Genomic DNA, 11730 nt, shown 5'->3' on the forward strand with positions numbered 1-11730 from the left:
ACCACGTGTGCCGGGCAGCGGACGGGCCCCCTCGCCACGGGGCCGGGCAGCAGGCGGGCCCGGCCCGGGGCGCCGGGGCAGGTCAGCCGTAGGCGCCGCCGCGGTCGGCGCATGCGGGGCGGTGCGGCTCGGCCGGTGCGGGGTGGCGGCCGAGTTGTTCGAGGCAGTGGGCCTCGTCCGTGCGGCTGGCCACCGTGTCCGGGTGGCCTGGGCCCAGCACCCGGGCCCGGGCGCCGGCGACCCGGCGGTATCCGGCCAGCGCGTCGGACCAGCGGCCCAGCCAGCCGAGCGCCACGGCCACCTCCCTCTCGCTGACCAGGGTGTCCGGATGGTCCGGGCCGAGGGTGCGCTCGCGCAGGGCGCACACCTCGCGGGCCTCGGCGAGGGCCTCCGCCCAGCGACCGAGCCGGCCGAGGTTGACTCCGAGGCCGTGCCGGGCGCGCAGGGTCTCGGGGTGCGCCGGGCCCTCGGCGCGGGTGCGGTCGGCGGCGAGGGCGCGGTAGACCATCAGCGCCTCCGGGGCGCGGTGCAGCCGCCCAAGGCTGATACCGACCTCGTAGCGGGCGGCGAAGGTGTCGGGGTGGTCGGGGCCGAGCGTCCGGGCGCGGGCCGCGGCCACCTCGCGGTAGCCGCTCAGCGCCTCCTCCCAGCGGTCGAGCCGCCCGAGGGCGTGCGCCACTTCGGAGCGGGTGACCAGGGTGTCCGGGTGCTCGGCACCCAGCACCCGGGCCCGGGCGGCGGCCACCTCGCAGGCCAGGCGGTAGGCGTTCTGATGGTGACCCAGACGGCCCAGATTGAAGGCGAGGTTGTGGCGGCAGCGCAGGGTGTCGGGGTGCTCGGCGCCCATGGTCCGCTCACGGGTGGCCAGGACGGCGGTGTAGATCCGGTGGGCCTCGGTGTGATGGCCGAGGCGGCCGAGGGTGAACGCGGTCTCCTGCCGGGCCGCGAGCGTATCGGGATGAACGGGGCCGAGCACCCGTTCGCGGGCCGCCGCGACCTCGGTGTACGCGCGCAGTGCCTCGCCGGGGCGGTCCAGGCGGCCCAACGCGAAAGCGATCTCGTAGCGGCTGGCGAGGGTGTCGGGATGGTCGGGGCCGAGCAGCCGCTCGCGCTCGGCGGCGACCGCGCGGTGCAGTTCGGCCGCCTCCCGCCAGCGGCCGAGCCATCCCAGACGCAGCCCGGTCTGATGCCGCTCACCGAGCCGTTCGGCCTCCGGCCCGCACGCGGCAACGCGCGCGCCCGGCGGGGCGGCGGGTGTTACGGCGAGCGCGCCCGGCGGAGCGGGCGGGACGGGCGGGCACGGCGGCGCGGCGTGGGGCACGGGACGGGGGCCGGTCCAGGCGCCGGTGAGCGCCGCGGGCGGTTCCGGCGGGGTGGTCCGTCCCGCGTCCGGGCCGCCCGCCCGGGAGCCGGTGGTCATCCTCAGGGCCCAGGCCGGAAGCCGTGGGCCCGGCACCGGCACCCGGACGGCCTCACCGACCGCCGGGAACCGGGCGGTTCGCGCCACGGCGATCCGCTCGGCGAGGTCGGAGGCGTCGCGCGGACGGCGCTCCGGGGTCTTGGCGAGCAGATCGAGCACCACCCGCTCGAACCGCTCGGGCAGTTCGGGGCGGTGGAGTCTCGGCGGGGCGGGCGGGGTGTCGCGGTGGCCGACCAGGATCGCCCAGGCGTCGCCGAGGTCGAACGGCGGTGCCCCGGTGGCCAGTTCGTACAGCACACAGCCCAGCGAGTACAGATCGCTGCGGTGGTCGACGACGCCGCCCACGATCTGCTCGGGCGACATGTAGTGCGGTGTACCCATGGCCACGCCGGTGCCGGTGAGCCGGGAGGTGGGGCCGAGGTCATGGCCGGGGCGGGCGATACCGAAGTCGCAGAGCTTCACACTGCCGTCGGCGAGCCGCATGATGTTGGCCGGTTTCAGATCCCGGTGCACGATGCCCTGTTGGTGGGTGTAGGCGAGGGCCGCGGCGACCTGACCGGCGATGTCCAGCACATCCGGCACCGGCAGCGGATGGTGTCTGTTGTCCTCCAGCAGCTGGCCGAGGTTACGGCCCTCGAGCAACTCCATGACGAGGAAGAGCACACCCTCGTCCTCGCCGAAGTCATGGACCACGGTCACCCCACGGTGCTGGAGCGCCGCGGCGACCCGCGCCTCGCGCCGGAAGCGCTCGCGCAGCACATCCGTGATCGCCTGGTCGTGCTGCGGCCCCAGCGGTCTGAGGCATTTGACGGCGACGCGACGGCCGAGCGCGTCGTCCCGCGCCCGCCACACCTCGCCCATTCCCCCGCGCCCGATCAGGTCCAGCAGTCTGTACCGGCCCTGGATCAGCCTGGTGTCCGCCATTCTCCCCCTGCCTTCGGCGGAAGGTTCCCCCTTCCACCGCCCCCGTGGATGCCGGCCGCGCGTCTCGCCGCGCCCGGCCCGTCCCCACTGTCCAGTATGGCCGCGTTTCTGCGGAGTTTGTAGGGCGAGGGACGGGTCCCGGGGCCAAGTCGCTCCATGGCGCGCAGAATGTGTCTGGGCGGAAGCTGCCACCGTGCCCTGGGCGGAATGCAGCGCAGCGCCCTGCCCGCCGCCTTCAGCCGCCGGGTGACAACGGCGGGCACGGGTGCGGGCCGGCCGTACAGGGCGTGGGCGTACGAGGGCAGGGAGGCATAGGCCAGCGCGGCGAAGCGCCCCCAGATCGCCTCGCGCGCCGGGACCAGCAGGGCATGAACCGGAGGTCTGCGCAGAAAGGCGTCCACCTCGCGGGCGTCGGGGGTGGCGGCGAGGTGGGGGCGCACCGTGGTGAAGTAGGCGGCCAATTCCTCGGTGTCGGCGGGGACGGCGGCGGGATCGAGGCCGACCAGCCGGGCGGCCTCGGTGTTCTCGGCGACGTAGGCGTCCGCCTGGGCGTCGGTCAGCGGGTAGCCGGAGCGCCGCACCACATGGAGGTAGGAGTCGATCGCGGCGCAGTGCACCCACAGCAGCAGGTCCGGCTCGTCGACACCGTGCCGGGCGCCGGTGGCGGGGTCGGTCAGGGAGAGCCTGCGGTGGATGCCGCGGACCCGGGCCCCGGCGCGTTCGGCGGCCTCGGTGGTGCCGTAGGTGGTGGTGGCGACGAAGCGCGCGGTGCGGAGCAGCCGCCCCCAGGCGTCCTCGCGGAAGTCGGAGTTCTGGGTGACGCCGCGGACCGCGAGCGGGTGCAGCGCCTGGAGGTACAGGGCGCGCACCCCCGCGATCCACATCATCGGGTCGCCGTGCATCTGCCAGGTGACCGACCGGGGGCCGTAGAGCCCGGCGTCGGTGCCGTACGAGCCGTCCCTGCCGTACGAGCCGTCCCTGCCGTACGGGGTGTCGGTGTTGTACGAGCCGTGCCGCGGGGCCGCGCCCATGGCCACCACCTCCCGCGGCCAGGCTAGCCCGGGCCCCGGCGGGACGGATCGCCGCGTCCACCGGGGTGTGACCAGGACTGCCGGCGCCAACGGGGCGCTCGGCTGTCAGTCGGGCGGTTCCGACAGGTGGGCCAGGATCCGGCAGACCTCCTCGACGATCTCCCCGGCCTCGGCCACGTCCGCGCAGTCCCCCAACTCCCTGGCCGCGCCCCCGATCACCGTGGTCAGCACGATCACCCGGACCCGGCCGGCGCGGCGCGTCTCGTCGACCCTGAGGAGCTTGGCGTTGCGCCGTACCCATGAGCGGTCCCACTGCCGACGGAGCGCGTCGAATCCCGAAGGGCCGTCCTCCTGCCACAGCAGTCGGCCGATACGCCGCCGTACCCAGGCGCCCTCCAGATACGCCCTCGCCCCCGCGACGAACAGCGCGATCGGGTCGGTCACGCCCTGGTCGCGCGCTTCGGCGACCACCGCCGCGGTGTGCCGCTCCTGGTCTTCCTGGAACTCCTCCCACAACGCCAGATACAGCCCTCTCTTGCCCCCGTAGTGGTGGAAGAGGCTGCCGACGGGGATCCCCGAGCGGGCCACGATCTCCGTCACACTGGCGTTGGTGTAGCCGCGCTCGGTGAACACATCGAGCGCGGCGTCCAGCAGCGCGCGCCGCGTGGAGACCCCGGCCGCGGCCGAGGCCGCCCCCAGGGGCCGCGGTGTGCTCTCTGCCGCGGTTTCCCCCGCCTCAGCCTCGGTCCGCGCCTCGGTCTGCTCCGGTCTTGCCGCCGAGCCGGCTGTCCGCTCCGAGTGGGTCTGGCTCACTGTCCGTTTTCCCCTTCTCCGGCCGCGTCGCGGATGGCGAGGGCGACCAACAGTTCCATCAGGTCAGCGATCCGGCGCGGGTTGCGGCCGGTGCGTTCCTCGATGCGGCGCAATCGGTAGTGCGCCGTGTTGTGGTGCACCTGGAGCTGGTCGGCTGCCAGACGCAGGTTCAAATCCGCCTTGGCGAACGCTCGTACCGTGGCCGTCAGCGCGCCCCCGCGCCGGACGTCCTCGTCCAGCAGGGCACTGATCCGAGGGTCGACCAGCTGGCGGGCGATGTCGTCCGCGCGCAGAGCAAGGTACTGGAACGGGGACAGCCGCGGCAGCGCCGCCACCCCACCACCGCTGGGTACGAACTCCAGGGCGGCCCTGGCCTCCTGGTAGGCACGCGGCAGCTCCGCCGCACCCCGGGCCACCGTGCTGATGCCCATGGCCAGGACCGTCCCGTCCCGGGCCAGGCGCCGCTGGACCTCTTCGAACCGCGCGCACACCTCCTCCGGCTCCGCGCCCGTACGCAGCACCGGCACGGCCACGACCTCGCCCTGCCGTACGACCACCAGGACTCGGGCGGAGCGCACCCCGGCGGCGGAGATCGCCGCGCTGGTGATGTAGCTGTCCTCGGCGTCCGGCTCCGCACCACCGTGCTTGGCGCCGTCGACGCAGACCGCCATGACCACCATCATCGGCACGTGCGCGCCGATGCCGTAGGCCTGTGCCGCGGCCAGCAGCGGACCGCGTGTCGGGACCCCGCCCGCGAGAAGCTGATCGAGCAGGTCCCTGCGCTCGCGGTCCGCGTCGGCCACGACGTGCTGCTGGAACTCGAGGTAGGCCTGTGCGGCCTGGGTGCTGGCATAGTCCATGTACCGCATCAGCGGGGCGACGAGGGTGAGCACGGCCTCCTGGCCGGCAGCCGACTGGCCCGCGGAGTCGAGCAACGCCTCCCAGAACACCTGCCGACCGACCCGAAACGCGCTGATCCAGTCCTCCAGGGCGAACCCGGCGCGGGCCCTGCGCATCGCTGCCGCCCTGCTGAAGGCCAGGTCCTCCGGGGCGAAGCTCCGCTCGCCCACCAGCAGCGCGAGTTGCACCCGGTAGTGCGAGAGCAGCTGGTGGCGCACGTCCTCGAAGAAGCGCTCGTCCTGCACCGCGTAGGCGGGGATCTCCGCGCGCATCACCGCGAGCGCGGTCTTCGCCACCTGCTCCACCCGCTCCTTCACAGCGTCCAGGATCCGCAGCCGCTCGCGGCGCAGCGGCTCGGAGAGCTCCGGGAGGAACGGGGCGATCGCTCGAGGCATGGCGGGATCGTCGTCGCCACATCGTGACCAGTCAACAGGCTGCGCATCGCGAATTCACATCGGTTTGTGCGCGGCGCACAGGGCGGCGGCCGCGAAGTTGGGTGTGCACACCCAATGCCCCCGAAGCGGGCGCCCGCCTACTGTGGCGCTCCCCCGCCCAACCAGGGACCTTGTCGAAAGGACTGCGCCTATGCTCGCGGTCGACGGTATTACCATGCGCTTCGGCGGAATCACGGCTCTGGACGACGTCGGTTTCGCCGTCGAGCAGGGCACCGCCGTGGGCCTCATCGGGCCCAACGGAGCAGGCAAGACCACGCTCTTCAACTGCCTGACCCGGCGCTGCACACCCAACGCGGGCACGGTGCGCTACGAGGGCCAGGACCTGCTCTCGTTGCCGCCGCACGCCGTGGCGCGGCAGGGCATCGCCCGCACCTTCCAGAACCTCGGCCTGTTCCAGCACCTCACAGTCCGGGAGAACGTCCTGGTCGGCGCCCACCACCGGGGTCGTGCCGGCTACGTCGACGCCGCACTGCGGCTGCCCCGGGTACGGCGTGAGGAGGCGCGGCTGCGCTCCCGTGCGGAGGAGCTGCTGCGGCGGCTGGACCTGGCCGATATCGCGGACCACCCGGCCTCCGGGCTGCCCTTCGGCACCCTCAAGCGCGTGGAGCTGGCCAGGGCGCTGGCCGTGGAGCCCCGGCTGCTGCTGCTCGACGAGCCCGTCAACGGGCTCAGCCACGGCGAAGTCGAGGTCTTCGCCGACCTGGTCAGGGCGGTACGCCAGGACTTCGACCTCACCCTGGTCGTGGTCGAGCACCACATGGGTTTTGTGATGGGACTCTGCGACCGGGTGGTGTGCCTGGACTTCGGACGCAAGATCGCCGATGGGCCACCGGAACAGGTGCAGCGTGACCCGGCCGTCATCGAGGCCTATCTGGGGGCGGCCGCATGAGCGAACAGACGAAGGACGCTCCGGTGGACGAGACCGCGGCGCCGGTCTTCCTCGAGGTGTCGGACCTGCGCGCCGGCTACGGTCAGGCCCGCGTGCTGCACGGCATCGACTTCCGTGTCGCGCGGGGCGAGGTCTGCGCGATCCTCGGGCCCAACGGCGCGGGAAAGACCACGACCCTGCGGGCGCTGAGCGGCATGGTCAAGGGACGCGGGTCGGTGACCATGGACGGCGCTCAGCTGGTGGGCCGCTCCCCCGAACAGGCCGCCCGGCTCGGTGTGGCGCACGTACCCGAGGGCCGGGGCACGTTCAACGACCTCAGCGTGGAGGAGAACCTGCGCGTCGGCGCCTATCTGCGCAGTCGCCGCGGGCTCCGGGGCAGGAGCGACCGGACCGGCGTCGCGGCGGACCTGGACCGGGTGTACGGCTACTTCCCCAAACTGCGCCAGCGCTCCCGGCAGGCCGCGGGCAGCCTCAGCGGCGGCGAGCAGCAGATGCTCGCGATCGGCAGGGCGCTGATGCTCCGTCCCGCGCTGCTGCTCCTGGACGAACCCTCGCTGGGCCTGGCCCCCCTCGTCACCCGCGAGCTGTTCCAGATCGTCCGTACCGTCAACGAGGAGGAGCGCACGACCGTGGTCGTCGTCGAACAGAACGCCCAGCTCGCGCTGGACATCGCGCACCAGGCACACGTACTGGAGTCGGGCCGCCTGGTGCTGTCGGGCCCGGCAGATCAGATCCGCCAGGACGGGCAGGTCGCCGAGGTGTACCTCGGCGTCTCCGTCCAGGCCCGGCAAGGCGGGTGATCCTGGTGGCGGAATTCCTCCAGCAGGTCGTGGAGGGACTGGGGTCCGGCTCGGTCTACGCGAGCCTGGCGCTGGCCCTGGTCCTGATCCACCGGTTCACCGGCATCGTGAACTTCGCTCAGGGCGAGCTCGCCATGATCTCCGCCTACGTGGCGTGGCAGCTGGTCGCCTCGGGGATGCCGTTCTGGCTGGCGCTGCCGGTCACGCTCATGGTGTCCTTCGTCGGCGGCATGCTCATCGAACGCCTGGTCATCCGGCCCGTCGAGGGAGGCCCGGAGCTGACCATCGTGATCGTCACGGTGGGCCTGTACATCTTCGTCAACGCGGTCGCGGGCCTGATCTGGTCGTACACCGTGAAGGACTTCCCCCAGCCGTTCCCCGACGGCGCCATCGACCTTGCCGGAGTCAGCCTCAGCTGGTCCACGCTCGGGGTCATCGGCGCCGTGGCCGGCGTGATGGGACTGGTGTACCTGCTGTTCCAGCACACCGGGACCGGTCTGGTGATGCGGGCGGTCGCCGCCAACCCCGCCTCGGCCAGGCTGTCGGGGATCCGGGTGGGCCGGGTGCTGATGCTGGGCTGGGGGCTGGCCGCCACGGTCGGCGCGCTGTCAGGCGTGCTGGTCGCACCGCAGCTGTTCCTTGAGCCCAACATGATGGGCGGCGTCCTCATCTACGCCTTCGCCGCGGCCGCCCTCGGCGGCTTCGACAGCCCGGTGGGCGCGGTGGCCGGCGGCCTGGTCGTGGGCATCGCCGAGACCCTGGCAGGGGCCTACGTCGGATTCGTCGGCGCCGACCTGAAGATCGGCGTACCTCTGTTGATCATTCTCGTGGTGCTGCTGGTGCGGCCACAGGGACTCTTCGGCCGAGCGGCGGTGGAACGAGCGTGAGCACCGAAGACCTGACCACCAGGACCGCGCGCACCGCGCGCTGGGCACATCCGCTCGCGGCGCTGGTCCTCGCCGGCGCTCTCCTCGCGGCGCCCTACTACTTCGCCCCGTTCCGGGTCTTTCAGCTGACCATGGTGCTGCTGTACGCGATCGCCCTGGCGGGTCTCAACCTGCTGGTCGGATACGGCGGGCAGATCTCCCTGGGCCACGGCGCGTTCTTTGCCGTGGGCGCCTACACGGCGGCCGTGATGCTGGACCGGTTCACCATCGGCCACCTGGCCACACTGCCGGTGGCCGCGGCCGGCTGCTTCCTCCTCGGGCTGGGCTTCGGAGTGCCCGCGCTCCGGCTCCGCGGTCTCTACCTGGCCCTGGTCACCCTCGCCTTCGCCGTATTCCTCCCGCCGCTGCTCAAGCGATTCGAGCAGGTGACGGGCGGCTCCATGGGCCTGACCGTCGCCAAGCCGCAGCCGCCGGCCTGGACCGGGCTGGCCGAGGACCAGTGGCTGTACTTCCTCACCCTCGCGGTGGCCGCGGTCGCGCTGCTGGTCATCCGCAACCTGCTGCGCTCGCGTGTCGGCCGGGCCCTGCTCGCCATCCGGGAGAACGAGAGCGCGGCGGAGGTGATGGGGGTCAAGCTCTCCTTCTACAAGACCCTCGCCTTCGCCTGGAGCGCGATGTTCGCAGGCGTCGCCGGGTGCCTCTACACCTGGGTGATCGGCTTCGTCTCTCCCGACTCCTTCAGCATCAACCTGTCCATCACGCTGCTGGCCGGCCTCGTCGTCGGCGGCCTGGCATCGGTGTACGGGCCGCTGCTGGGCGCGGCGTTCGTGATGTACGTACCGAACGTCGCCCAGGACATCAGCTCGGCCGCGCCGGGAGTCGTCTTCGGCCTGCTGATCATCGTGGTCATGTATCTGGCCCCGACCGGACTCGCCGGTCTGGCAGGCCGCGCCGGACACACCGTCCGGCGGCGCGTGGAACGTCTCCGACGCACCCGCCGTCGACCGGAGCCCGTTCCCCCCGCCGAACCGCCCGATTCCCCACCCCCCGCCCCCCAGCCCCTCGCCACACCGCCCACCACCAGAAAGGGTTGACCCGGATGCGCCACAACACCGTCCTGCGGGCAGCCGCGGCAGGAATCGCCGCCCTCCTCACCGCCACCGCCTGCTCCACCCAGCGTGGAGAGGAAGATGCCGCCACGTCAGCCGACGGCGCCTGCAAGGGCCAGCAGACCACGGGTATCACCGACAAGGCCATCAAGCTGGGCGGGATATACCCGATGTCCGGACCAGCCTCGGCCTACGGCACCATCAGCAAGGGCATCGGCGCCTACTTCAAGTACATCAACGCCGAGAAGGGCGGCATCGACGGCCGCAAGGTCGAGTTCGTCGTGCGTGACGACGGCTACCAGCCGCCGAAGGCAGTGGAAGAAGCCCGAAGACTGGTGGAGAGGGAAAAGGTCTTCGCGGTGTTCCAGACACTGGGCACCCCCTCCACCGCGGCCGTGTGGGACTACCTCAACCAGCAGAAGGTGCCGCAGCCGTTCGTCGCGACGGGCGCCTCCGTGTGGGGCACGGACACCAAGCACCCGTGGACCATGGGCTGGCAGCCCAGTTACGTCTCCGAGTCGCGGGTGTACGCCAACTATCTGAAGGAGAACAAGCCGAAGGCCAAGGTGGCGGTCCTGTTCCAGAACGATGACTTCGGCAAGGACCTGCTCGGCGGCTTCAAGCAAGCCATCAAGGGCAGCAAGGTCAAGGTCACCGCCGAGGAGAGCTACGAGGTCACCGACCCGTCCGTCTCGGCCCAGATGAGCAACCTCGCCCGCTCCAAGGCGGACGTGCTGCTGAACATCACCACCCCCAAGTTCGGCAGCCAGGCTCTGGCCGCCGATGCGAAGAACACCAAGTGGAACCCGCTGCACATCGTCAACAACGTCTCGGCGTCGACCAGCGTCCTCAAGCCCGTCGGCTTCAAGAATGTGCAGGGCGTGGTCTCCGCCACGTACTTCAAGGACCCCGCCGACCCCCAGTGGGCCGACGACGGCGAGATGAAGATCTACCGCAGGGCGATGAAGAAGTACGCCCCGGACACCGACCCCTCGATCCAGTTCAACGCCTACGGCTGGGCCGTGGCCTCGAGCCTGCACAAGGCACTGGACGCCATGAAGTGCCCGACCAGAGAGGGTCTGCGCGACGCGATCCAGAAGCTCAAGGACGTCAAGGTGGACATGCTGCTGCCCGGTGTCACCCTGACCACCGGTCCCAAGGACCGGTTCCCCATCGAAACCATGCAGCTCACGCGCTTCAAGGGTGAACGCTGGGCCCTCTTCGGCGAACCCCTCGACACCCGCAAGCGGTTCGGGCCCGTCACGGACTGACGACCAGCCAACCCGGAGGGCCGGCCCGAGCAACCCCAGCCGGCCCTCCGGCACGTCGGATCATGTACAGAAGCACGAAAGCGCCACCCTGAAGGACGGTAGCCGAGCGCGGAGCGACCCGCCGCCCCTCCCCAGCCGGTCACCGGACGGGCTGGGGGAAACACCGGCGTGGTCTCAATCCGACAGCACGGTCAGGGGCGATTCGCCCGCCCGCAGCCGGGTGAGAAGGGCGGGCTCCGCACGGTCCGAGGCGAGCGCGCGGGCGAGCACATCGGCGGCGACCTGCGGGCTGATCACCAGTACACCGTTGTCATCCGCCAGGACGAGGTCACCGGAGCGGACGACGCCACCGCCGCAGGACACGGTCCGGCCCACTCCCCCGTCCCTCCGCCCCAGCCTCTTGGTGGTGAGCAGGCTGGTGCCCCGGGCGAACACCGGCAGCCGCATCTCACGCAGTTCCCGCAGATCGGTGACGACTCCGTCGACCACGATCCCCGCCGCGCCCGCGGCCTGCGCGGCACAGCCGGTGACGGCGCCGACCGGCGCGTGGGTCACGTTCTGCCCGGTGTCGACCACCAGCACGTCCCCGGGGCCCAGCAGGTCCAGCGCCTCGGCCATCGGGGTGGCGTCCGGTGGCACGATCCTTACGGTCACCGCCCGGCCGACGATCTTCACGTCCGGCACCAGGGCACGGATCCGCGGATCGACGAACCCCTCTTCGAGGAAGTGGCCCAGGGTCGGGAATCCGACCTCGTGGAGATTGCGCGTCAAGGGGTCGTCGGGGACCGCGGTCCGTGTGTGCGCACTCGTGGTCATCACGCTCTCCCTCCTACGCGTGTGATTCCGAGGGACATACCGCGACGCAGTCCACTTCGAGGCGCACTCCCCACAGCCCTACGGCGACGGTGGTCCGGGCCGGCACGTGACCGGGTCCGAAGATCTCGCGGTAGATCTCGTTGAACTCCTCCATGCGGTCTTCCTCGGCCAGGTAGGCATTGACCTTCACCACCTGGGACAGATCCGATCCGGCCTCCGCGAGCACCGTCGCCAGATTGGCGAACGTCTGCCTCACCTGACCGGCGAAATCCACCGGCATATCTCCCCCGGGGACGGCGGGAACCTGTCCCGCCGTGAAGACCAGTCCGTTCGCCACGACGGCCTGCGCATAGGGACCCACCGGCCTGGGCCCGCCTCGTGCGGCCCGAATGTGCTTCATTCCTGCTCTCTTCCT

General features: G+C 71.7%; 11 protein-coding genes. 5 read left to right on the top strand and 6 right to left on the bottom strand.

Annotated features, from left to right (window positions below; genetic code table 11):
* Positions 1–82 precede the first annotated feature (82 nt).
* The 4 genes from HUT19_RS06090 to HUT19_RS06105 form a co-directional block, all read right to left on the bottom strand.
* Positions 83–2344, bottom strand: a complete 2262-nt coding sequence (locus HUT19_RS06090) for a serine/threonine-protein kinase (protein WP_176179464.1) — start codon at positions 2342–2344, stop codon at positions 83–85.
* Positions 2326–3246 (bottom strand): oxygenase MpaB family protein, encoded by a 921-nt coding sequence (locus HUT19_RS06095; protein WP_254886126.1) that lies wholly within the window; start codon positions 3244–3246, stop codon positions 2326–2328. Before HUT19_RS06095 ends, HUT19_RS06090 begins: the two co-directional genes overlap by 19 nt.
* Before the next feature lie 234 nt (positions 3247–3480).
* Positions 3481–4188, bottom strand: coding sequence for a TetR/AcrR family transcriptional regulator (locus HUT19_RS06100; RefSeq protein ID WP_217712243.1), 708 nt, complete (start codon positions 4186–4188; stop codon positions 3481–3483).
* Entirely contained in the window at positions 4185–5483 is a 1299-nt protein-coding gene (locus HUT19_RS06105; RefSeq protein WP_176179466.1) for a CdaR family transcriptional regulator, read from the bottom strand. Before HUT19_RS06105 ends, HUT19_RS06100 begins: the two co-directional genes overlap by 4 nt.
* 190 nt (positions 5484–5673) lie before the next feature.
* Here HUT19_RS06105 and HUT19_RS06110 point away from each other — a divergent pair, with 190 nt between their 5' ends.
* The 5 genes from HUT19_RS06110 to HUT19_RS06130 are packed head-to-tail and all read left to right on the top strand — an operon-like array spanning position 5674 to position 10499.
* Positions 5674–6432 (top strand): ABC transporter ATP-binding protein, encoded by a 759-nt coding sequence (locus tag HUT19_RS06110; RefSeq protein WP_176179467.1) that lies wholly within the window; start codon positions 5674–5676, stop codon positions 6430–6432.
* Entirely contained in the window at positions 6429–7232 is an 804-nt protein-coding gene (locus HUT19_RS06115) for an ABC transporter ATP-binding protein (RefSeq protein ID WP_176179468.1), read from the top strand. The genes HUT19_RS06110 and HUT19_RS06115 overlap by 4 nt, the downstream gene beginning before the upstream one ends.
* A 5-nt stretch (positions 7233–7237) precedes the next feature.
* Entirely contained in the window at positions 7238–8119 is an 882-nt protein-coding gene (locus HUT19_RS06120) for a branched-chain amino acid ABC transporter permease (protein WP_176179469.1), read from the top strand.
* Positions 8116–9213: a branched-chain amino acid ABC transporter permease gene (locus HUT19_RS06125; protein WP_254885459.1), complete on the top strand. Its 1098-nt coding sequence runs from the start codon at positions 8116–8118 to the stop codon at positions 9211–9213. Before HUT19_RS06120 ends, HUT19_RS06125 begins: the two co-directional genes overlap by 4 nt.
* Positions 9214–9218: 5 nt before the next feature.
* A complete protein-coding gene (locus HUT19_RS06130; RefSeq protein WP_176179470.1) occupies positions 9219–10499 on the top strand; it encodes an ABC transporter substrate-binding protein in 1281 nt (426 codons plus the stop codon).
* A gap of 174 nt (positions 10500–10673) precedes the next feature.
* On the opposite strand, the gene HUT19_RS06135 is transcribed toward HUT19_RS06130, so the two are convergent.
* Both HUT19_RS06135 and HUT19_RS06140 read right to left on the bottom strand, forming a co-directional pair.
* Entirely contained in the window at positions 10674–11315 is a 642-nt protein-coding gene (locus HUT19_RS06135; protein ID WP_176179471.1) for an RraA family protein, read from the bottom strand.
* 13 nt (positions 11316–11328) lie between these two features.
* Positions 11329–11715, bottom strand: a complete 387-nt coding sequence (locus HUT19_RS06140) for a RidA family protein (protein ID WP_176179472.1) — start codon at positions 11713–11715, stop codon at positions 11329–11331.
* Between the last annotated feature and the right edge of the window lie 15 nt (positions 11716–11730).

It is taken from the genome of Streptomyces sp. NA02950, from assembly GCF_013364155.1.
In the GTDB taxonomy this organism is placed as follows: domain Bacteria; phylum Actinomycetota; class Actinomycetes; order Streptomycetales; family Streptomycetaceae; genus Streptomyces.

Excerpts from the sequence above, each read along its gene's own strand:
- HUT19_RS06105 (WP_176179466.1), bottom strand. The coding sequence starts at position 5,483 with ATGCCTCGAGCGATCGCCCCGTTCCTCCCGGAGCTCTCCGAGCCGCTG.
- HUT19_RS06130 (WP_176179470.1), top strand. The coding sequence starts at position 9,219 with ATGCGCCACAACACCGTCCTGCGGGCAGCCGCGGCAGGAATCGCCGCC.
- HUT19_RS06135 (WP_176179471.1), bottom strand. The coding sequence starts at position 11,315 with ATGACCACGAGTGCGCACACACGGACCGCGGTCCCCGACGACCCCTTG.
- HUT19_RS06095 (WP_254886126.1), bottom strand. The coding sequence starts at position 3,246 with ATGCACGGCGACCCGATGATGTGGATCGCGGGGGTGCGCGCCCTGTAC.
- HUT19_RS06110 (WP_176179467.1), top strand. The coding sequence starts at position 5,674 with ATGCTCGCGGTCGACGGTATTACCATGCGCTTCGGCGGAATCACGGCT.
- HUT19_RS06115 (WP_176179468.1), top strand. The coding sequence starts at position 6,429 with ATGAGCGAACAGACGAAGGACGCTCCGGTGGACGAGACCGCGGCGCCG.
- HUT19_RS06140 (WP_176179472.1), bottom strand. The coding sequence starts at position 11,715 with ATGAAGCACATTCGGGCCGCACGAGGCGGGCCCAGGCCGGTGGGTCCC.
- HUT19_RS06090 (WP_176179464.1), bottom strand. The coding sequence starts at position 2,344 with ATGGCGGACACCAGGCTGATCCAGGGCCGGTACAGACTGCTGGACCTG.